The sequence below is a fragment of the Sinobaca qinghaiensis genome, from assembly GCF_003610495.1.
Classification (GTDB): domain Bacteria; phylum Bacillota; class Bacilli; order Bacillales; family Marinococcaceae; genus Sinobaca; species Sinobaca qinghaiensis.
The window spans coordinates 197270-216587 of record NZ_RAPK01000008.1 but is presented as its reverse complement, the minus strand read 5'-3'; the positions used below and the strand labels follow the sequence as shown (position 1 = coordinate 216587).

Here is a 19318-nt window from a genome sequence, read left to right as displayed (position 1 = left end):
TTTTTGCTCCTTTTATGCATTCTTGTTTTGTTGCTTACGAGTGTTTCCAATCTTCCGGCCGATTGATGTTAATAAAATCTTTCTGCGTATCGGGAAATTCCACATACAGCACGTTGATTTCATCAAGCAGGGTTTTCATGCTGCTGTTCTCCGAACCGGCCTTTTCAGCAGCGGTCAGGCAGGAAGAGTGATACAGCCCGTGCAGCGGCTGAAACCGGCCTGCAGAGAGGGGGATAACCGCCTGTTTATCTGGAGAAGCCTCTGCTTTTTCCAGCAGGGCAGCAACGAATTCTGCAGTGACGAACGGAACGTCGGCAGCTAAAAGAAACAGCCAGCTGTCCGGCTCTACAAGGCAGAGTGCCTCTTTTAGTGCTGCCAGCGGTCCCGAGAACGGCTCTGTTTCTATAATAATGGAAGCCTGACTGCTGTCGAAACGTCCGGCGAGCTGTTCATTTGTAATAATATATCTTTTTTCAATACCAGCTCCTTCAAAAGCATCCAGACTGTACTGATATAAAGGCTTTCCGTTATAAATCTCAAACATTTTCGCCCGGCCGTACCGGGAGGATCGGCCTCCTGCCAACACAGCTCCTGCTGCGGTAATGCTCATTTGGTTAACTCTCCGATTAAATGGGGAAGAGAAGGAATAATGAGCTTTTCCATTCCAAGCTGGACGGCATTGCTTGAACCCGGCAGGGCAAATACCGCCGTGCTGCCGATACTTCCGCCAATAGCCCGGCTGAACAGGGCCTTAGCGCCAATTTCTTCATAGCTGAGCATCCGAAACAGCTCTCCGTATCCGTGCAGTTCCTTATCCAGGAGAGAAGCAACGGCTTCATATGTGACGTCTTTTGGGGAAACACCGGTTCCGCCGTTCATAATAACAGCCTGAATCATTGGATCCTCTACCCATTTGCTGATCTGCTGTTCGATAACCCGGCGGTCGTCTTTTATGATGCTGTAGGCCTGAACGTGAAAGCCGGCGTCCTCGAGAAAAGAATGAATTAGTTTTCCGCTTTTATCTTCTGCTTTTCCTCTAGTATCGGACATCGTCAGAACGGCTGCCCTTAGAGAATGTGCGTCGTTTTCGTGATGCATTCTTTTAATTCTCCTTTCCATATGTGTTAGAATTAGTCTCTAAAGAAGGTGCAGGCTGTTTTCTGTTTATTATTCTATCAGCTTTTTTCCGAATAAGGATACTAAAACAAATGACGGTGCTGTTTTTCTCATCGACCGAACCTAATACAGAACGTTTAAAACCCTGGCATTTTTGTTAAACAGGGTACAAAGCAGATGAATGTTATAGACAGGTATGGAACGTTTTCCACTGCCTGAACGTTTTTATATATTATCCTTATGCTGTGAAGCAGAGGACGGAAGTATCCCGTGCTTTTCCAAGAAACCATTGGCCGGCCGGAGTTTTTATCTATTCGCAGGGGGGATTAAGATGTTGAAGCAAAGCCCGACGCTCGACCAATACAAACGGCCTCTGCAGGATCTGCGCATTTCAATTATGGACCGCTGTAATTTTAGATGCTCTTACTGCATGCCAAAAGAAATATTCGGGGATGATTATGTTTTTATGCCGGAAGAGGAACTGCTGTCTTTCTCAGAAATCACTATGCTGGCAGAAGAATTTGCTGCACTCGGTGTGAAAAAACTAAGACTCACAGGCGGCGAGCCGCTGCTTAGAAAAAACGTGCCTGAGCTGATAGAACGGCTTGTGAAAATAGAAGGAATTGAAGATATTGCCCTTACAACGAACGGCGTTCATTTAGTAAAACAGGCTAAAGCGCTCAAAGAAGCCGGTCTGATGCGGATTAATCTCAGCCTGGATGCAATCGATCCAAAGGTGTTTCAGGAAATGAACGGCCGGAAAGTAAAACCGAATATTGTTCTGAAAGGAATGCAGGCTGCAGTTGATGCCGGCCTGCATGTGAAAGTAAACATGGTCGTTCGAAAAGGGGTCAATGACCAGGAAGTGGTTCCGATGGCCAGATACTGCAAAAATATAGGCGTGACGCTCCGTTTTATTGAATTTATGGATGTCGGCCAGACGAACGGCTGGGACTATTCTCAGGTCGTCACAAAAAAAGAACTGCTTGAGATGGTTTCCACGATTGCACCGCTGCAGCCGCTTGAGCGGGACTATCTGGGCGAAGTCGCTAACCGCTATGGATATGAAGGGTCCAACGTTGAGGTAGGTTTTATTTCCTCTGTATCGGATGCGTTCTGCGGAACGTGCACGAGAGCAAGAATATCTGCAGACGGTAAACTATTTACCTGTCTGTTTGCCGAAACCGGCACCGATCTAAAGACCCTTGTAAGAAGCGGAGCTTCCGCGGATGAAGTGAGGCATTTTATTGAAAACGTATGGAACGGCCGGACGGATCGTTATTCAGAAGAACGGACCGAAGAAACCGTGAAAAACCGTAAAAAAATCGAGATGTCCTATATCGGAGGATAAAACAGCATGAATGATAGATACTCAAGGCAGATTCTTTTCCCGGGCATAGGAGCAGACGGCCAGGCCAGTCTGCAGACAAAGCATGCCCTTATACTGGGCGCAGGCGCCCTCGGCAGTGCTGCCGCCGAAACGCTAGTACGCGCCGGTGTCGGAGAATTAACCATCATTGACCGGGACTACGTGGAATGGAGCAATCTTCCGAGACAGCAGCTCTATGGAGAAAAAGAAGCAGAGGCGAAGATGCCAAAAGCCGTGGCGGCCAAAGAGCGTCTGCAGGCGATCCGGAGCGATGCGGTGATTCACAGCCTCGTCATGGATGCGACCGCTGAAAAGCTCGAAGACATCGCGCCGGGACTGGATATTTTGATCGACGGATCAGATAATTTCGATATTCGATTTATTTTGAACGATCTTTCCCAGAAATACAGGATTCCATGGGTGTTCGGCGCCTGCGCCGGAAGCTACGGTATGAGCTTCACGATTGTTCCGGGGGAAACTCCCTGTCTGCAGTGTATTCTGCCGGCCATTCCCTCGTTCAGCGTGACGTGTGAAACAGACGGAGTCATTGCTCCGGCGGTGCAGATGACGTCAGCCTATCAGACGGCAGAAGCGCTTAAGATTCTTTCCGGCCGAACGGAAGCAGTCCAGACGAAGCTGACGCTGTTTGACGTCTGGAAAAATCAGCATCATGCCATACAGGTCGGCAAAACGAAAAAAGACACGTGTCCTTCCTGCGGCACCTCGCCGGCATACGCGCATTTAGCCGGCGCAGATGACACGAAGATGGCAGTACTCTGCGGCAGGGATACGGTCCAGATTCGTCCCGAAACATCAAGGTCCTATGATTTTACGTATTTGGAAACCAAGCTCAGCCGGCACGGCCGGGTGCAGAAAAACCCTTACCTGCTGTCCTGCGCGCTTCCGGACTACCGTCTGGTCGTTTTCCGGGACGGACGGGTGCTCGTTCACGGCACGAAGAAAGTAGAGCAGGCCAAAGCAATTTATGAAAAATACTTTTTATCGTAAGGAAGATGCCGAATGGTGGAAAAAAGAAAACCAATGCCCGTAGAAGACGCGGTCCGTGCCGTCATGAAGCAGACACTTGCAGCGGAAACGGAAATGCTTCCGCTCGCCGAAGCCCATGGCCGTATGCTTGCGGAAGACTTAACGGCGGATCATGATGTGCCGCCTTTTAATAAATCTCCATATGATGGGTTTGCTGTGCGGTCCGAAGATACGACAGGAGCCGGCAGAGACCGTCCTGTCACTTTAACCGTAGCTGGTGAAATCGGAGCGGGCTCCGTATTTCCGCGCCCGGTGGAAAAAGGGGAAGTCGTGCGGATTATGACCGGCGCCGAGATTCCCGCCGGCTGTGACGCGGTGGTCATGCTCGAACTTGTAAAGGAACTAGGGTCTGACGCGATAGAATTAAAGCGGGAGATTAAGCATCACGACAATATTTCCTTTCAGGGAGAAGATGCTAAAAAAGGAACAGTACTCGTGGAAAAAGGGACATTTATTAACCCGGGTATTTCGGCACTGCTGGCGACCTTCGGCTTTGCCCAGGTTTCTGTGGCAAAAAAACCCCGGGTCGGGATTATAGCGACAGGCAGTGAACTGCTCGAAGCAGGGGAACCGCTTGAACCGGGAAAGATCCGCAACAGCAATGCATACATGGCAATTGCCCAGGTTGAAAGAGCCGGCGGGGAAGCCGTGTATTTCGGGAAATTTAACGATGACTTTGATGACTGCCTGCAGGCGACAACGGAAGCCCTGCAGGTGGTGGACGCTTTAATTACAACAGGTGGTGTGTCCGTAGGAGACTATGATTACATGCCTGCTATTTTCGAAAGCCTGGGAGCAGACGTGATGTTTAATAAAGTAGCGATGCGTCCGGGAAGCGTCACGACAGTGGCGGCAGCGGGCAGTAAAGTACTGTTCGGACTGTCCGGAAACCCTTCTGCCTGCTACGTTGGATTTGAGCTGTTTGTACGCCCGTTAATGAGAACGGCGATGAAAAGCAGCCGTCCGCACTTGAAAAAACAGTCCGCTTTTTTAGCAATGGACTTTCCGAAGGCAAATCCATTTACCCGTTTTGTGCGCGCATCTTCGTATGTAGAAGATGGAAAGGTATACGTCAAACCCGCGGGTCTTGATAAATCAGGCTCGGTCACGTCCATTGCCGGAGCAGATGTATTTATTGTTCTGCCGGGAGGCACGAGAGGCTACGAAAAAGGAATGAAAGTAGATACCCTTCTGCTTGAAGATACAGAGGGAAGTGAATGGCCGTGGAGCAGCATCGTCCCGTCTTACAGATAACCGGCTTCCAGAACAGCGGCAAAACGACGCTTGCGGAGAAACTCATCCGTGCTTTTTCAGACATGGGATGGAGCACAGGTACGATCAAACATCACGGACACGGCGGTACGCCGGATAATTTAGAAGATAAAGACAGCGGAAGGCACCTGGCAGCAGGTGCTTCTGCTGCATTTGTAGAGGGAGGCGGCATGCTTCATATCCAGTCACCGGGCGCCGGATGGCCCCTCGAGCGCTTAATTGAGGCCCAGGCGTTGTTTGATCCGGATATTATACTGGTGGAAGGCTATAAGAAAGCAGCATACCCGAAAGTCGTCATGATCCGCACAAAAGAAGATATGAAGCAGTTAAAAGACAGTGAGCAGGTACTCTGTTTCATCTCCTGGGATAAAAACCTGACAGAAGAAAAGACTCCTGTGTTTTTTATAGAAGACACCCCGAAGTATGTGGAATTTATTATAAATCAAATGAGGGACGCTTTATGACAGATGATACGTTGTTTTCTATTTCCAGCCGTCCGATTAATCCGGCAGATCTTATTAAAAAGGTGGAGCACCGCAACTGCGGTGCCATCACGACTTTTATAGGAACCGTCCGGGAAATGACGCACGGAAAAAAAACGCTGCGCCTGGAATATCAGGCTTATGAAAAAATGGCCGTAAAAAAACTCGAAGAGATCGGCAGCGAAATGGAAGAAAAGTGGCCGGGGACCATTACAGCAATTACCCATCGCACCGGAATGCTTGATATTTCGGATATTGCTGTAGTGATCGCCGTTTCTTCGCCGCATCGGAAAGCGGCGTACGAAGCAAATGAATATGCGATTGAACGAATTAAAGAAATCGTTCCGATCTGGAAGAAGGAATACTGGGAAGACGGCACGAAATGGATAGGAGATCAGCTGGAGAATACTCCTTATGAAAAAGGATTCCCGGAAAAAGGAGAGAAATGAAATGATTAAAGTATTGTTTTTTGCCCGCCTTCAGGACGAAGCTGGAACAGAAGCGCTGGAAGCACAGAAAGCGGGACAGACGGTTCAGGAAATAAAAGCATGGCTGAAAGAAGAGTATCAGCTGTCTTCTTTGGATCAGGCAATGGCCGCTGTAAATGAAGAATTTGCGAATAATGAAGACACGCTTTCCGATGGCGACACAATTGCATTTATTCCACCGGTAAGCGGCGGATAAAATATGGAAAAGAATGGTGGGGAAGCCGAATGATATCATTTCAAAAACCAAAAGCAGAACAGTTTTTTCAAACGACGGTTATCCAGCAGTTTGCTGTGAATGCAGAAGAATCCCAATTAATGTTCAGCTCCAACATGAATGGAGCGTTTAACATCTGGGGCATGGATCTTCCCCATACGTTTCCTTATCCGCTGACGTTTATCAACCAGAACTGCCACGGTATTCATTATGCGGAAAACTCCGATTTTGCCGTCGTCAGCTTCGATGAAAACGGAGATGAAAACAGCCAGCTGTACGCCATGCCGCCGGAAGGAGGACAGCTCGTTCCGCTTCGCACCGAAGAAGGGGAAAGACATTTCTTCGGCTCTCTTTCTGAAGACGGGAAACGTTTGTATTATACAACGACAAGGGACAATGCGACTTTTTTGAATACGTACTGCTATGACCTGGAAAATGATACGGAAAAGAAGCTGATCGAAGGAAGCGGAGGAGCCACCTATTTTGCGGCGCGGAGTCCGGAGGAACAGACGATTGCGTTCATCCGCCATTTTGCCAATACATATGTTCTTGGTTACCTGCTTAAAGGGGGCAAAGAAGTACAGCTTACCCCGGATAACGGAGAACAGCATACGGTATCGGATATGGCATTTACAGGTGAAAAAGATATGTATCTGCTTACCAACTATGGGGAGGATTTTACCTACCTGGCTCATTTTGACGTAGAAAACGAGCAGTTTACAAAGGTAATAAATGCCCCGGAAGGCGAATTTTCCAGCCTTCATTTTGATAAGGATAGAAAAAAACTATACTTGTCTGCTTCTCTTGGTGTAGAGGATCTGCTCTATGTGTATTCCCTGGAGGGAAAAACGCTGGATAATATGGAAACACCCGTGGATGTAATCGAGCAGATTACGATAGGGAAAAGCGGAGCGGTTTACCTGATGGGACGCCGTGCTGTTGAACCGTTTAATATTTTTAAGCTCGCTGACGGGGCCGGGGACTGGGAGCGGCTGACTTCTTTTAAAGTTCCCGGTATTGCAGAAGAAAGTCTCGTAGATCCGGATGTGATCCGCTATCCTTCCTACGACGGGCTGGAAATAGAAGCTCTCTACTTTAAAGCAAAGCCGGAGGTGGAAAACGGATACCTGATTCACTGGCCGCACGGTGGTCCGCAGGCGTCAGAACGTAAAATGTTCCGGGCATTGTTCCAGCTGCTTTTAAACCGGGGGTACAGTATTATTGCCCCTAACTTCCGGGGCTCAACAGGCTACGGTCTCTCTTTCATGAAAATGGTGGAAGGCGACTGGGGATACGGACCGAGGCTGGATAACGTAAAAGCGATTGATTATATGATCGAACAGGGGTATGCAGATAAAGACAAAATTCTGCTGATGGGCGGAAGCTACGGCGGCTATATGGCACTGCTGCTGCATGGACGTCACGCGGACTATTATAAGGCTGTAGTCGATATCTTTGGGGTATCCAACTTGTTCAGCTTCGTAGAGTCGGTACCCGAGCACTGGAAACCGGTGATGAAACAGTGGGTTGGAGATCCGGAAACGGACAAAGCGAAGTTTACAGAAGATACGCCGATTACGTACCTTGATTCAATGACCAAGCCGATGCTTGTGATTCAGGGAGCGAATGATCCACGCGTTGTGAAAGCAGAATCGGACCAGATCGTAGAAGCATTAAAAGAAAAAGGCGCGGCTGTAGAATATATCGTGCTTGAAGATGAAGGCCACGGCTTTTCAAAGAAAGAAAACGAAATCAACGTGTATAAAAGCGTGCTCGCCTTTTTTGAAAAATATACAAAGAACTAAAACAATAAAAGAAAAAACGGAGCTGTTCCAAAAGTCCGCTAAAAAAACATGACCAGGCGCAAGCTTTCGGCAGGCCATGCCTGAGTCACCGCATGGTCTTTTTTAAATCCGCAACAGAGGTGACCCTTTGGGTAACGACAAAAACCTCGTATTCCTTTCAACAGGAATACGAGGTTTTTTGATAGATTTCTTTTTTTCTCATTAAAATGAAAAATAAAATTTACAAAATAGGTCTTGGGACAGCCCCGTTTTATTCAGGCTGCAAAAAACCATAGGAATCAAAAACTTCTTCTGCTTCCGGTCCGGTAAGGTAATCAAGCGCCTCACGGGCGGTTTCGTTTTCTGATCCATCGGCTGTAAGTGCAATTGGGTATTCGATCGGAGAGTGAAGGGCAGGATCTACTGCTGTTACGATATCCACCTGATCAGTAGAAGGCGCGTCGGTTGCATACACAAAGCCGGTTTCCGTTTCGCCGCTGGCAACAAAGAGTACAGCTTCCTTCACATTACGGGATTGAACGATTTTATGTTTAATTTCATCAAAAATACCGAGCGATTCCATCATTTCCTGTGTATAGATTCCTGCCGCAGCATCCGTCGGGGTGCCGGCCGCTAATTTATCCACGGCATCCGTGGTTAAGTCGTCAAGGCCATTCAGCTTTTCCGGTTCACCGGCATTTTCGATCATTACCAGCTCGTTTGCAAGTACATTCTGCCTGGATTCCTGGTCGATCAGCTGCTCCTCTTCAAGAACATCCATTGACGTATTAGATGCACTGAAAAAAATGTCAGCATCTGCCCCGCCGGCTATTTCTTCCTGCAGGGTGCCGGAGCCTTCGAAGGTAAATGTTACGTCTGCACCGAGAGCCGTTTCCAGCTCTTCTTCCATCGATTCAAGTGAATCCTGAAGACTGGTGGCAGCATAAATATTTATAACATCTTCTTCTTCAGCCGCCTGTCCGCAGGCAGCAAAAAGAGGAAGGAGGGGAAGGAAAACAAAGAATATTCGTTTCATACAAAAGCAACCTTTCTTCTCAATATTAACTGAGGTTCTTCTACTTAGTGTAATCGAAATTCCCGGCGCCGGGAAAAGAAAAGCCTCCCATTTTGTGAATGGGAGGCGAACTTTATACAGCCAGATCAGCAATAGCTTTATTTCGCTCAGCCTGTTCCTCTGGAGCAGCAAGATCATATTTTTTTAAAAGATGAAACAATTCATTGAGTCTCTCCTGGGAAAGCTCTTCTGTAAGAAGGAGATCAGCTTTTTGGGAAATATCCTCCGGCATAAAGCCGCGCTGACTGTCCAGCTTTTCCTTTACCTGTTCCGGTGTGTGGTCGATACTGCAGGAACTCATGTAAAAACCTCCTTGATTATGGATAAATACGTTCCGGATGGGAATATACATTAAATGACTGACCTCGTATAAAGCCTACAGCTGTAATGTTTAAGTCTTCGGCCAGTTCAATTGCCAGGTTGGTAGGTGCGGACTTGGAAAGCACGACGCCCACGCCTATTTTCGCAGCCTTTGTTAATACTTCTGAGGATAGGCGGCCGCTGAATACGAGCACCTTGTCCCGGACGGGAATCTGGTTCTGCAGGCAGTAGCCGTATAATTTATCGAGAGCGTTATGACGCCCAATGTCAGTTCTGCTTACAATAAGCTCCTCCGGCGTTCCAATGGAAGCGTTATGCACTCCGCCGGTGCCTTTGAATAACGTGCTTTCTTCCTGCATGTTTTTCATTAACTGAATGCACTGGGAAGCAGAGAGGGTAACTGCTGATACCGCTGTTTTGGTTGTTTTGACATCGCTCTGAAAATAGAACTGGCGGCTTTTGCCGCAGCACGAGCCGATCACGCGTTTCGAGTACTGCGCGGGCTGCATGGTTTTGCCGTTCGCAAGCTGAACGTAGGCAAAGCCTTTGCTTTCATCAATTTCGAGCGAAGCAATCTCTTTATAAAACAAGATCACTCCTTCGGAAGCGAGAAAGCCGATCACCATTTCTTCAAAATGGGTGGGAGTGCAGACCATCGTAGCAAATTCTTCGCCGTTTACATAAATAGTAAGCGGAAATTCGGTAACGATGCTGTCCTCTATTTCAGAAAAAGCCTCCCGGTCATAGCGTACGATAGACCGTGTCAGACTCATCTTATCTGCTGATTGTTCGATAGCCATAGCCGTACCTCTTTTCATAGAAGCTTTACCTTAATGAAAACACATTCATGCATAGGAAACAACTATTCCGCCGGTCATAAATTTTTCTTGTACTTTCGATGAAAACAGGATATGATTTATACGAAGTTCATGCACGTGAAGCGATAAAATCCCGAGGCAGCGACCCTGTTATCGGTTTTATTTGCAGCACATTTGTAAGCGATTACCTTTGGTGGAAAAGTAGCGCATACCTGCTTAATACTAAACGTCGTCCGACTTTTTTAAGGGATACTTGTATCCTTTTGGAGAGCTGGCGGCGTTTTTTCTGTTTTAAAAGCAAGTATTCCACCGAAATCAGGACCTTACACCGTTTTTATACTATGACATGAAAGAGGAGAAAAGAAATGGGAAAAACAAAAAACCGCTGGCTCATCGCTCTTGCTGCTGTAGGCATACATATTTCCATAGGATCGGTTTATGCATGGAGTGTATTTACAAATCCTTTGATGGAGCAGTATGGATGGGATCTGAGTGCAGTATCGATTACCTTTAGTATAGCGATTCTGTTTCTGGGGCTTTCTGCGGCCTTTATGGGACACTTTGTGGAAAAGTACGGGCCGCGTGTGTCCGGTCTTGTAGCCGCTTCGTTTTTTGGAGCCGGCATGATTGGTTCCGGTATTGCGGTGTCGATTGAGTCACTGGGACTGCTTTACGTTACTTATGGCGTTCTTGGAGGAATCGGACTTGGGGTTGGATATATTACACCGGTTTCAACGCTCGTGAAATGGTTCCCGGATCGACGTGGTCTGGCCACTGGTCTTGCTATTATGGGTTTTGGATTTGCAGCAATGATTGCAAGCCCGATTATGGCAAATTTAATTGAAAATGTCAGCATTGCCGGCACCTTCTTTATTCTCGGAAGTGTTTACTTTATTGTCATGATTTTGTCTGCGCTTTATCTCGAGCGTCCGCCGGCAGGATATATGCCGGAATACCAGCAGGGCGGTTCGAGTCGGGTTAACACTGATTTATCCCAGCTCACAGCGAATGAAGCGGTGAAAACAAGACGATTCTGGTATTTATGGATCATGCTGTTTATTAACGTCACCTGTGGTATTGCCATTTTAGCGGTAGCATCTCCAATGGCACAGGAAATTGCCGGACTTTCTGCAGCAGCGGCCGCCACCATGGTCGGCATTATGGGATTTTTCAACGGGGCAGGTCGTATTGCCTGGGCGACGATTTCCGATTACATGGGACGTCCAAATGTATATACGACATTCTTCGCCATTCAAATTGTTACCTTTTTCGCTCTGCCAAGTATTACGGCAGCGATTCTATTCCAGGCTGTACTGTTTTTGATAATTACCTGCTATGGTGGAGGATTTGCTTCTATCCCTGCTTATATCGGTGATTTGTTTGGAACCAAGCAGCTCGGCGCTATTCATGGCTATATTTTAACCGCCTGGGCCGCTGCAGGGCTTGTAGGCCCCAACCTGGCCGCCTGGGTTAGAGAAACAACATCAAGCTATGCAGCAACTTTATATATTTTCGGGGGGATGTTTGTCATAGCTCTTATCGTTTCTCTTGTGATCCGCATCGATATTAATAAGCTTAAAAAAGAGAATGCCGTCAAAGCAAAAGCTGCTAGTTGACATTTGAATTAAATCCTTATAGGATTCTACGTAGCTGAACAAAAAAGGATTGGCATAGTAATGCATAAATATGAAGCAGAATTTAGTAATCTCGTCCGTTCGTTCCGCAAGAAACACATGGGTAAAGGACCAAGCATGATCAAGACTACATTTTGCAAAAACTGGGCAATATGCGAAATGGAAGGCAATCTGTCTCCCATTGAGAAATTCATCTCAAGCTCAGACGAGGGCAGACATATGCTTCGGGAAGCCAGAACCGAAATGGTTAAGGAAATATACCGGAAAACCCCTCCTGTCGAAATGGAAGAATTTCTGCAGTGTAAATTTGTTGAGCTTTTCGTCGATATTGACATTGAAAGAGACTTCGGTATGTCTATTTTCGTATTTGATGAGAACATTCAGGAAAAATTTTTAAAATCATAATCTAACTCAGGTTAGGCACTTGGCAGCGTCCCTGTTAAAGACTCAACCACCGTATATCTCTTCCTTAGGGAGAGGTACGGTGGTTTTTTGTTTTAACGAAAAAACTGCCTGTACGATTAAAAGAAAGCGCTGTCCAGACATGCATTTATTACATATGAAGAGGTGGAAAAAATGGGAAAAACAAAACATACAGGACCGGTAAAGCTGAATAAAAAAGTAACGCCAAGTCTTTGGGCGGGTTTGACACCTATGGGACTCGGCAAGGTAAAGCCCCACCATATCCGAGATACGATGAAAGTAGCGTGGGATAATAAGGACAATGCTGCCTACGCTTACCGTATTCTGACGAAAGGAGTCTGCGATGGCTGCGCGCTCGGCGTATCCGGGCTTTATGACCAGACGCTTTCCGGACCGCATCTTTGTACAACCAGATTGAATGTGCTCCGGCTGAACACGGCTCCGGCGATGAAAACAGATATTCTTGAAGATGTGGATCAGATGCGGGAGCTCGACAGCACCCAGCTTAGAAAGCTCGGTCGGATTCCGTTTCCTCTTTCCCGTAAAAAAGGAGAGAAAAAATTCACCCGGATCAGCTGGGATACAGCGTTGGACCGCATCGCAGACAAAGCAAAGGAAATAGATCCCAGACAGATGGCTTTTTATCTAACGGCCCGGGGTATAACCAACGAAGTGTATTATACGGCAGCGAAAATGACGCGGTTTATCGGCACGAATAATATAGATAACGCCTCGCGCATCTGTCACTCCCCAAGTAAGACGGCGCTGAAGCGTTCACTTGGAATCGGAGCATCCAGCTGCAACTACAAAGACTGGATCGGTTCGGACGTTCTTGTTTTCTGGGGCAGCGTAGCCGCAAACAATCAGCCCGTTTCGACGAAATACATGTACGCCGCCAAAAAAGCAGGCACGAAAATTATTATGATTAACCCGTACCGGGAGCCGGCTATGGAAAAGTACTGGATTCCCTCTATTCCGGAAAGTGCCGTTTTCGGCACGCAGATTGTAGATGACGTGTATCAGGTTAATATAGGCGGGGATATCGCCTTTATGAACGGCGTAATGAAGCATTGGTTTGCGATGGAAGAAAAGCAGCCCGGTTCCGCCATTGACCATGCTTATGTGAATGAGCATGCGAACGGTTTTGCTGAACTAAAGGCTCACATGCAGACACAGAGCTGGGCAGAGCTGGAGGTTTCTTCCGGCCTGTCGCAGGAACGAATTGCTGAATTTGCCGAGCTGCTCGCGCATTCCAAATCAGGCATCTTTATTTGGAGCATGGGACTCACACAGCACCGTTTTGCGACGGATAATATTTCCCAGGTAGCTAACCTTGCTATGCTCAGAGGTTTCATTGGCCGCGAAAACTGTGGAGTAATGCCGATCCGTGGTCACAGCGGAGTGCAGGGGTCCGGAGAAATGGGAGCAGATCCGTTTGTACTTCCGGGAGGAGATTTCACAGAAAGCAACGCAGCAAGGCTGGAAGAACTATGGGGATTTGATATTCCGAGATGGCAGGGGGACACGATCGGGCAGTCGCTTGAAAATGCAGTACTGCCGGACGATCATGAACGAAAGCTGAAGCTGTTCTTTACGAGCGGCGGAAACTTTTTGGAAACAATGCCGGATCCGGATGCGATCGAAAACATTTTAAGCAGCGTAGAGCTCCGGGTACATCAGGACATTATTTTTAATACGTCTACATTAGTTGATGCCCAGGAGGAAGTTATCGTTCTGCCTGCCATGACGAGATACGAGCAGCCTGGTGGAGGCACGTCTACAAGTACAGAAAGAATGGTGTACTTTAGTCCGGAAATCGAAGGACCGCGCATTGAAGAGGCGCGGTCAGAGTGGGAGATATACGTAGACCTTGCCGCACGAATTCGTCCGGACGCTGTCGAAAAGATAAACTTTCAGGAAGCTCACGAGATACGTGCCGAAATTGCGAAAGCCAATCCAAACTATGACGGTATCCAGCATTTGAAAGAACAGGGAGACGTATTTCAATGGGGCGGTGCCTGGCTCTGTGAAGGCGGTATATGTCCGACACCGGATGGAAAAGGAACGCTGTTTGCCATCGATATTCCGGAAAACCGCCGCACGGAAGGCAACTTCTATGTAACATCCCGCCGGGGAAAGCAGTTTAATTCCATGATATACAGCAGCAAGGATGCCTTCAATGGTGCGGATCGGTATGCGATTATTATGAATGAGGAAGACGCCGCTGTGTTAAATATTAAAGAAGGTGACGCTGTCGTTACCTATAATAAATTCGGGACCTATCAGGGCACAGCGAAGTTTGAGGATATTGCCAAAAGCAATATTGCCGTCTACTGGCCGGAAGGAAATGTCCTGCTTGATAAACGGGCGTACGAACAACATGCACAGATTCCAGAATACAATATTGGTGCAGTAGTAGAAAAAGCGGAAACGTTTCATGCTCAGAAAGACCAGCGCTATGTAGAAAAACGTGTCGAAGAATTAGAAATGACTACAGAATAGGAAAAAGTCTCCGGAAGTTCCGGAGGCTTTTTTTATTCCATTAAAAAAGAAGTTCAGATAGATAGACGACAATCGTTACGGTCACGCTGCTGAGCATTGTGGAAACAAGAACACCCTGGGCTGCGTAATCCGGATAATTGTCATATTCGAGCGCAAATAGTGCACTATTGCGGGACATAGGAAAAGAACTTGCAATAAATAGTGCCTGGGCGACGGTTCCTTCCATGCCAAGAAGGGTAATGATACAAAAAGCTATAATAGGCGCAAAGATCAGGCGTCCGGCAATAGCTGTAAAAAATAGAAAAGAAAAGTGCTTCAGCGCAGGATAAGCCACCTGAGCTCCAAGCGTAATCAAAGCGACCGCTAGAAAACCGTCCGCAAGGTTTTGAAGGGGAATCCACAGAAACCCGGGGATAGGTATGGAAAAGCCGTAAAAAATAAATCCAAGAAACAAAGCATAGATGATCGGCGTTTTGAAAAGCTCTTTAATCATGCTGCTGCCGCGGCCGTTTGTGGATGCGGAATTCATCATGCCGTATGTATAGGTAAGAATATTTTGAAACATCATAACGATAATCTGAATAGAAGAACCTACAGGATTGGCCTGAAAGACCAGCTGGCTCACCGGAATACCAAAGTTGCCGGAGTTGTTGAGAACAATACTGTTTTTAAAAGTAGCGGCGAGCTTTGGATCCATGCCTGTACTTTTAGCAAACACTGCAGTCAAAACGGCAAGTACGAGAAACTGCAAAAATAAAAACCCGCCTATTTCTAAAAGCAGAGCGGCTTCCATTTCATTTTCATAAATATTCGTGAAAATAATCGTTGGCAGAAATAGATAAGTCAGGAGCTTCGAAAGCGTACTCAGCTGAAATTGAAAAATGCGGTGAAGCAGTGCCCCGGCTGCCAGTAAAATAAATACAGGAAAAATAATCTGCAGTAATATGTTGAAAAGAAGTCCCATTTCATCCCACTCCAGCTAAACTTTTCCTTCAGTGTACCGAAATAAAAAGAGAAATGCACTATTGGTTAAGAAAGAAAAAGTTGCATGGTTGTATAATGTATGGTAAATTATCTTTAATTCAAGATAATTGAATTCGAGATATAAACAAAAGGATATGATCCTTATGACAGACAAACAGGTGGAAACTTCTGCTGCGCTGAAGTCGTTGATTGTATTATCACGAGCACAGCATGCGGTGGAAGAGGAAGTGAGAAAAGACATCCAATCCCATGGGTTAACGCCTACGGAGTTTGGCGTGCTCGAGCTTCTTTACCATAAAGGCAAACAGCCTATCCAGCATATTGGCAAACGAATTCTGCTGACGAGCGGAAGCATGACGTACGTTATTGATAAGCTGGAGAAAAAAGAACTGCTGCAAAGAGTCCGGTGCCCGAAAGACCGCCGGATTGTATACGCCGAGATAACAGAAAAAGGCTATCAGCAGATAGAACAAATCTTCCCGGCTCACGAGCAGAAGATTGAAGAAATATTCAGCGTACTAAGTCCGGAAGAAAAAGAACAGTTTATTGCCCTCTTAAAAAGAGTGGGACTGTCCCTTCAATAATAGAAGCACTTCATTCTTATAGGAGGTGAGTTTTTCTTCAACAAAGACGGCATTATCTGCTGGTAACAGCTATAGTGTAAATCCAGGTAAGGTGGAGAATAAAACATGGGTCTATTTGATATTTTTAAATCGAAAGGAAGCGATGATACAATGGCAGACACAAAAATTGCAGTAATTTATTACAGTTCAACAGGCACTAACCACAAGATGGCAAAGTGGGCAGTTGAAGGAGCAGAAGCAGCAGGAGCAGAAGTAAAGCTTCTCAGAGTAGAAGAAACAGCACCGGCAGCAGCACTTGATTCCAACCCGGCCTGGAGAGAGCACTATGAAGCAACAAAAGACATTCAGACAGCTTCTACAGAAGATCTGGAATGGGCAGATGGCATTATTTTCAGCATGCCAACTCGTTTTGGTAACCTTCCTGCACAGCTGAAGCAGTATATCGATATGACCGGCGGCCTCTGGGCGCAGGGAAAGCTTGTTAATAAAGTAGTAAGCGGCATGAGCTCCGCCAGCAATCCGCACGGCGGACAGGAAGCAACTATCCTTGCTCTTTATACGTCCATGATGCACTGGGGTGCAATTATCGCATCACCGGGCTATTCCGATCCAATTACGTTTACAACCGGCGGTAACCCATACGGAACAAGCGCAACGGTTGGACAGGATGGAAACATCGTAGAAAATATTGAAGAAGCTGTAAAACATCAGGCAAAGCGTACAGTACAAATTGCTTCAGGTGTAAAACAGGTTCAGCCAGTATCATAATATAAATAAAAAGAAGCAGCCGACTGCTACAGGTGCTGCTTCTTTTTTATGCGGGAAACTCTGAACGGTAATTTTGAAACTCGATAAAAAAGAGAAAAAGGTGTAATATAACGGGCGGAAGAACTATTGATGCGGTGAAGAAAGAGGAGAGACAGAAAACATGATGGAAATACTGCTTATTATGATCATTTTATTTGCAGGCAGCTTTATTCAAGGGATCAGCGGATTCGGATTTGGTCTGTTTGCGATGGCCCTGCTGCCTTTTTTATTTACTGTAAAGGAAAGCTCGCTTTTGGTTATTGCCCTGGCTCTCGTTACTTCCGTAACGATTATGCTGAAGTTTAGAAAGCATATTGACTACAAAAGCCTGACTTACATATTGAGTGCTGCGATAGCCGGCAGAATCGGAGCTTTTTTTATTTTGAATACATTTGGCGAAGAAGAAATAATGAAGCGGATTCTCGGTGCTGTCCTTATTTTAATGGTAATCTATATCTTTATGAAAAAGGAGAAAAAGGATCCGGCGCTGGCAGAGAAAAAATGGCTGCCGATCAGCCTGGGTTTTTTTGGAGGAATCGTGGGAGGGGTTTTCGCTGTAGGGGGTCCATTTTTTGTATTTTACTTCCTGCTTCTTTTAAAAGATAAATATGCATACACTGCCACCCTGCAGGCTACGTTTGTGACAACGAGCCTGTTGACCGTTACGATTCATTTGTTTAACGGTGATCTGGGCGGCACCTTTATATGGTACTTTCTTGCAGGTGCAGTAAGTGTTATTGCGGGTTCCAATTTGGGAATGCATTATTTCAGTCACCTGTCCTCAGAAAAAATTAAGGTAGCTGCCGGTATTCTTATTGCCCTTGCCGGTATAAATCTTATTTTGTTTAATTAAAAAAAGCCTGCTTCCTAATGGGAGGCAGGCTTATATTTATGGGGATTTTATTTTCTATAGGAAGAGAGCTTCCATGCCGATGTAATCAGCGGCCACTGCAGGAGCACCCGCATCCATAAGAGAAGCGGTTTTGGTTTTCCGTTTTTCTTAAGCGGCATGTTCGTAACAGCCATATATAAATTAGCTGGAAACACAAGAACCATTAATACAGAAACAGCTTTTCCCGTCCAGGCAGTTCCCTTATTAATCAGCAGCAGAATGCCGAGGACTGCTTCTGCGACGCCGGACAGGTAAACAGCAGCCATACGGGCTCTGCCTAAAAAAGGAATCATTCTTGAAAAAAAGCGGGGACGCTTGAAATGAGCGGCGCCCGCTGCAGTTAGAATAAAGCCGAATAATAGTCGGGCCATGAGAAAATTCTCCTTTCTTTTGTTACTCTTTCGGGAAAATTTTCTCGCGGACGGTGCCATTAATAACACGACCGATAACAATTTCCTTGCCGTGGAACGTTTTGAACAATCCGCTCTCGAAATCCGTATGCATATCTTTAAAGAAAATACCTTCAATACATCCTTCCGGACAGTTTCCCAGATGAAGGGTGTATGTCTCATTTTCTTTAGTAAGAAAGGCACGAACGCCTTTCTGGTAGTCACCGAAAGAAGGCGGAAGCTCACGCTGCACAGACACGATGTGCACATCGACGAAATCGATACGCTTTAAAATTTCAGTAGCGATTGCTCCTTTTGTTAGTTCCTGCCATTTGCTGCGGGCGCTTTTACCGATAACGATCTGGGTAATCTCGCGTTCTTTGGCTACGTCTACGATGACTTCAGCCACTTTTCTTCCGTTAGCTGGTTCAATGATAAAATCAGCATTGTACTCATCAGACAGACGTTTCCACTCTTCGTGGTTCTGCTGGTTTTCCAGATAGTCTTCATCTTCTCTCGAATTTTCCACTGTAATGACATGAAGAGGGGCATCGAAGGATTTGGCAATGGTCCAGCCTCTGCGGATCAGGCGTTCTGCATCCGGCGGGAAGAAAACACAGACAAGAATACTTTCGTCGCCTGGTTTATATGCTTCATTAGGGTTCATTAATAGTCTCTCCTTATGGGACATTAGTCCGCTTTATATTTATAGTAACGCAAAATCTCCAAAAAGCATAAAAAATCTGCTTTTCTATACAAATTCCACAAATAAATAGATTAAATATATAAATGAAGGGTATATTATAGTATCAACATATAAAGGAGGGTATAATATGTTAAGTAAAATCGTACTCATTATAGGTTATGTATTAGCAATAGCTGGTGTAATCAATCTTATTACTTCTCTTTTTGGAGCAGGAACAGGCATTTTGGGAGTAGGTATCGGTGGTTTAATCGTAGGTCTTATTTTAATCTTTTTGGCCAAGCGAATATGACCCTGCACTAATACTATTATTCTAAAACTCTTTGTACCGTTCGGTATGAGGGGTTTTTTTACTGTGTTTTTTAATATATCAAAATAATGAATAATTATATTGAAATAGAATAGATGATTTCC

At 46.0% G+C, this 19318-nt stretch carries 22 protein-coding genes; 14 read left to right on the top strand and 8 right to left on the bottom strand.

Annotated features, from left to right (window positions below):
• Nucleotides 1–34 precede the first annotated feature (34 nt).
• Both mobA and ATL39_RS08415 read right to left on the bottom strand, forming a co-directional pair.
• Nucleotides 35–610 carry a molybdenum cofactor guanylyltransferase gene (mobA, locus tag ATL39_RS08420; protein ID WP_120192903.1) on the bottom strand — a complete coding sequence of 192 codons (576 nt, stop codon included), beginning with the start codon at nucleotides 608–610 and terminating at the stop codon, nucleotides 35–37.
• A complete protein-coding gene (locus tag ATL39_RS08415) occupies nucleotides 607–1098 on the bottom strand; it encodes a MogA/MoaB family molybdenum cofactor biosynthesis protein (RefSeq protein WP_120192902.1) in 492 nt (163 codons plus the stop codon). Before ATL39_RS08415 ends, mobA begins: the two co-directional genes overlap by 4 nt.
• Nucleotides 1099–1447: 349 nt before the next feature.
• On the opposite strand from ATL39_RS08415, the gene moaA reads away from it, so the two are divergent.
• From moaA to ATL39_RS08380, 7 genes are read left to right on the top strand one after another with little or no spacing between them, the layout of a single operon-like run.
• A complete protein-coding gene (gene moaA / locus ATL39_RS08410; protein WP_120192901.1) occupies nucleotides 1448–2467 on the top strand; it encodes a GTP 3',8-cyclase MoaA in 1020 nt (339 codons plus the stop codon).
• 6 nt (nucleotides 2468–2473) lie between these two features.
• On the top strand, nucleotides 2474–3493 hold the full coding sequence (locus tag ATL39_RS08405) for a ThiF family adenylyltransferase (RefSeq protein WP_120192900.1): 1020 nt from the start codon (nucleotides 2474–2476) through the stop codon (nucleotides 3491–3493).
• Between the two features lie 12 nt (nucleotides 3494–3505).
• Nucleotides 3506–4786 (top strand): molybdopterin molybdotransferase MoeA, encoded by a 1281-nt coding sequence (locus tag ATL39_RS08400; RefSeq protein ID WP_120192899.1) that lies wholly within the window; start codon nucleotides 3506–3508, stop codon nucleotides 4784–4786.
• Nucleotides 4750–5268, top strand: a complete 519-nt coding sequence (gene mobB / locus ATL39_RS08395; protein WP_120192898.1) for a molybdopterin-guanine dinucleotide biosynthesis protein B — start codon at nucleotides 4750–4752, stop codon at nucleotides 5266–5268. The genes ATL39_RS08400 and mobB overlap by 37 nt, the downstream gene beginning before the upstream one ends.
• A complete protein-coding gene (locus tag ATL39_RS08390; protein ID WP_120192897.1) occupies nucleotides 5265–5735 on the top strand; it encodes a molybdenum cofactor biosynthesis protein MoaE in 471 nt (156 codons plus the stop codon). The genes mobB and ATL39_RS08390 overlap by 4 nt, the downstream gene beginning before the upstream one ends.
• A 1-nt stretch (nucleotide 5736) precedes the next feature.
• A complete protein-coding gene (gene moaD / locus ATL39_RS08385) occupies nucleotides 5737–5970 on the top strand; it encodes a molybdopterin converting factor subunit 1 (RefSeq protein WP_120192896.1) in 234 nt (77 codons plus the stop codon).
• A 29-nt stretch (nucleotides 5971–5999) separates the two neighbouring features.
• Nucleotides 6000–7793 carry a S9 family peptidase gene (locus ATL39_RS08380; protein ID WP_120192895.1) on the top strand — a complete coding sequence of 598 codons (1794 nt, stop codon included), beginning with the start codon at nucleotides 6000–6002 and terminating at the stop codon, nucleotides 7791–7793.
• A 250-nt stretch (nucleotides 7794–8043) separates the two neighbouring features.
• Here ATL39_RS08380 and modA read toward each other — a convergent pair whose 3' ends face one another.
• The 3 genes from modA to fdhD all read right to left on the bottom strand — a co-directional run bounded on the left by modA (nucleotide 8044) and on the right by fdhD (nucleotide 9968).
• The gene (gene modA, locus ATL39_RS08375) at nucleotides 8044–8808 is read right to left on the bottom strand and encodes a molybdate ABC transporter substrate-binding protein (protein ID WP_170146877.1); all 765 of its coding nucleotides are present in this window, start codon (nucleotides 8806–8808) and stop codon (nucleotides 8044–8046) included.
• Between the two features lie 112 nt (nucleotides 8809–8920).
• Nucleotides 8921–9148 carry a group-specific protein gene (locus tag ATL39_RS08370; protein ID WP_120192893.1) on the bottom strand — a complete coding sequence of 76 codons (228 nt, stop codon included), beginning with the start codon at nucleotides 9146–9148 and terminating at the stop codon, nucleotides 8921–8923.
• Between the two features lie 16 nt (nucleotides 9149–9164).
• Nucleotides 9165–9968, bottom strand: a complete 804-nt coding sequence (fdhD, locus tag ATL39_RS08365) for a formate dehydrogenase accessory sulfurtransferase FdhD (RefSeq protein ID WP_245960955.1) — start codon at nucleotides 9966–9968, stop codon at nucleotides 9165–9167.
• A 383-nt stretch (nucleotides 9969–10351) separates the two neighbouring features.
• Here fdhD and ATL39_RS08360 point away from each other — a divergent pair, with 383 nt between their 5' ends.
• The 3 genes from ATL39_RS08360 to ATL39_RS08350 all read left to right on the top strand — a co-directional run bounded on the left by ATL39_RS08360 (nucleotide 10352) and on the right by ATL39_RS08350 (nucleotide 14545).
• A complete protein-coding gene (locus tag ATL39_RS08360; RefSeq protein WP_120192892.1) occupies nucleotides 10352–11602 on the top strand; it encodes an L-lactate MFS transporter in 1251 nt (416 codons plus the stop codon).
• 60 nt (nucleotides 11603–11662) lie between these two features.
• The gene (locus ATL39_RS08355; protein WP_120192891.1) at nucleotides 11663–12025 is read left to right on the top strand and encodes a Na-translocating system protein MpsC family protein; all 363 of its coding nucleotides are present in this window, start codon (nucleotides 11663–11665) and stop codon (nucleotides 12023–12025) included.
• 171 nt (nucleotides 12026–12196) lie between these two features.
• Nucleotides 12197–14545, top strand: coding sequence for an FdhF/YdeP family oxidoreductase (locus ATL39_RS08350; protein ID WP_120192890.1), 2349 nt, complete (start codon nucleotides 12197–12199; stop codon nucleotides 14543–14545).
• A 40-nt stretch (nucleotides 14546–14585) separates the two neighbouring features.
• Here ATL39_RS08350 and ATL39_RS08345 read toward each other — a convergent pair whose 3' ends face one another.
• Nucleotides 14586–15509 (bottom strand): AEC family transporter, encoded by a 924-nt coding sequence (locus ATL39_RS08345; RefSeq protein ID WP_120192889.1) that lies wholly within the window; start codon nucleotides 15507–15509, stop codon nucleotides 14586–14588.
• Between the two features lie 163 nt (nucleotides 15510–15672).
• On the opposite strand from ATL39_RS08345, the gene ATL39_RS08340 reads away from it, so the two are divergent.
• From ATL39_RS08340 to ATL39_RS08330, 3 genes are all read left to right on the top strand, one after another.
• Nucleotides 15673–16113 carry a MarR family winged helix-turn-helix transcriptional regulator gene (locus tag ATL39_RS08340; RefSeq protein ID WP_120192888.1) on the top strand — a complete coding sequence of 147 codons (441 nt, stop codon included), beginning with the start codon at nucleotides 15673–15675 and terminating at the stop codon, nucleotides 16111–16113.
• Nucleotides 16114–16218: 105 nt separating this feature from the next.
• Nucleotides 16219–16881, top strand: coding sequence for an NAD(P)H:quinone oxidoreductase (gene wrbA / locus ATL39_RS08335; protein ID WP_425452985.1), 663 nt, complete (start codon nucleotides 16219–16221; stop codon nucleotides 16879–16881).
• A 160-nt stretch (nucleotides 16882–17041) separates the two neighbouring features.
• On the top strand, nucleotides 17042–17773 hold the full coding sequence (locus ATL39_RS08330; protein WP_120192887.1) for a sulfite exporter TauE/SafE family protein: 732 nt from the start codon (nucleotides 17042–17044) through the stop codon (nucleotides 17771–17773).
• A 47-nt stretch (nucleotides 17774–17820) separates the two neighbouring features.
• On the opposite strand, the gene ATL39_RS08325 is transcribed toward ATL39_RS08330, so the two are convergent.
• Nucleotides 17821–18183: a DoxX family protein gene (locus ATL39_RS08325; protein ID WP_120192886.1), complete on the bottom strand. Its 363-nt coding sequence runs from the start codon at nucleotides 18181–18183 to the stop codon at nucleotides 17821–17823.
• Between the two features lie 22 nt (nucleotides 18184–18205).
• Nucleotides 18206–18868, bottom strand: a complete 663-nt coding sequence (locus ATL39_RS08320; protein WP_170146876.1) for a universal stress protein — start codon at nucleotides 18866–18868, stop codon at nucleotides 18206–18208.
• Nucleotides 18869–19034: 166 nt separating this feature from the next.
• Between ATL39_RS08320 and ATL39_RS17410 the strand changes: the two genes are divergently transcribed.
• Nucleotides 19035–19196, top strand: a complete 162-nt coding sequence (locus ATL39_RS17410) for a hypothetical protein (RefSeq protein ID WP_170146875.1) — start codon at nucleotides 19035–19037, stop codon at nucleotides 19194–19196.
• Nucleotides 19197–19318: the final 122 nt, after the last annotated feature.

What these genes read in the sequence shown, in the direction of transcription:
- mobA (WP_120192903.1), bottom strand. Translation starts at nt 610, where the DNA reads ATGAGCATTACCGCAGCAGGAGCTGTGTTGGCAGGAGGCCGATCCTCC.
- ATL39_RS08415 (WP_120192902.1), bottom strand. Translation starts at nt 1,098, where the DNA reads ATGCATCACGAAAACGACGCACATTCTCTAAGGGCAGCCGTTCTGACG.
- moaA (WP_120192901.1), top strand. Translation starts at nt 1,448, where the DNA reads ATGTTGAAGCAAAGCCCGACGCTCGACCAATACAAACGGCCTCTGCAG.
- ATL39_RS08405 (WP_120192900.1), top strand. Translation starts at nt 2,474, where the DNA reads ATGAATGATAGATACTCAAGGCAGATTCTTTTCCCGGGCATAGGAGCA.
- ATL39_RS08400 (WP_120192899.1), top strand. Translation starts at nt 3,506, where the DNA reads ATGGTGGAAAAAAGAAAACCAATGCCCGTAGAAGACGCGGTCCGTGCC.
- mobB (WP_120192898.1), top strand. Translation starts at nt 4,750, where the DNA reads ATGGCCGTGGAGCAGCATCGTCCCGTCTTACAGATAACCGGCTTCCAG.
- ATL39_RS08390 (WP_120192897.1), top strand. Translation starts at nt 5,265, where the DNA reads ATGACAGATGATACGTTGTTTTCTATTTCCAGCCGTCCGATTAATCCG.
- moaD (WP_120192896.1), top strand. Translation starts at nt 5,737, where the DNA reads ATGATTAAAGTATTGTTTTTTGCCCGCCTTCAGGACGAAGCTGGAACA.
- ATL39_RS08380 (WP_120192895.1), top strand. Translation starts at nt 6,000, where the DNA reads ATGATATCATTTCAAAAACCAAAAGCAGAACAGTTTTTTCAAACGACG.
- modA (WP_170146877.1), bottom strand. Translation starts at nt 8,808, where the DNA reads ATGAAACGAATATTCTTTGTTTTCCTTCCCCTCCTTCCTCTTTTTGCT.
- ATL39_RS08370 (WP_120192893.1), bottom strand. Translation starts at nt 9,148, where the DNA reads ATGAGTTCCTGCAGTATCGACCACACACCGGAACAGGTAAAGGAAAAG.
- fdhD (WP_245960955.1), bottom strand. Translation starts at nt 9,968, where the DNA reads ATGGCTATCGAACAATCAGCAGATAAGATGAGTCTGACACGGTCTATC.
- ATL39_RS08360 (WP_120192892.1), top strand. Translation starts at nt 10,352, where the DNA reads ATGGGAAAAACAAAAAACCGCTGGCTCATCGCTCTTGCTGCTGTAGGC.
- ATL39_RS08355 (WP_120192891.1), top strand. Translation starts at nt 11,663, where the DNA reads ATGCATAAATATGAAGCAGAATTTAGTAATCTCGTCCGTTCGTTCCGC.
- ATL39_RS08350 (WP_120192890.1), top strand. Translation starts at nt 12,197, where the DNA reads ATGGGAAAAACAAAACATACAGGACCGGTAAAGCTGAATAAAAAAGTA.
- ATL39_RS08345 (WP_120192889.1), bottom strand. Translation starts at nt 15,509, where the DNA reads ATGGGACTTCTTTTCAACATATTACTGCAGATTATTTTTCCTGTATTT.
- ATL39_RS08340 (WP_120192888.1), top strand. Translation starts at nt 15,673, where the DNA reads ATGACAGACAAACAGGTGGAAACTTCTGCTGCGCTGAAGTCGTTGATT.
- wrbA (WP_425452985.1), top strand. Translation starts at nt 16,219, where the DNA reads ATGGGTCTATTTGATATTTTTAAATCGAAAGGAAGCGATGATACAATG.
- ATL39_RS08330 (WP_120192887.1), top strand. Translation starts at nt 17,042, where the DNA reads ATGATGGAAATACTGCTTATTATGATCATTTTATTTGCAGGCAGCTTT.
- ATL39_RS08325 (WP_120192886.1), bottom strand. Translation starts at nt 18,183, where the DNA reads ATGGCCCGACTATTATTCGGCTTTATTCTAACTGCAGCGGGCGCCGCT.
- ATL39_RS08320 (WP_170146876.1), bottom strand. Translation starts at nt 18,868, where the DNA reads ATGAACCCTAATGAAGCATATAAACCAGGCGACGAAAGTATTCTTGTC.
- ATL39_RS17410 (WP_170146875.1), top strand. Translation starts at nt 19,035, where the DNA reads ATGTTAAGTAAAATCGTACTCATTATAGGTTATGTATTAGCAATAGCT.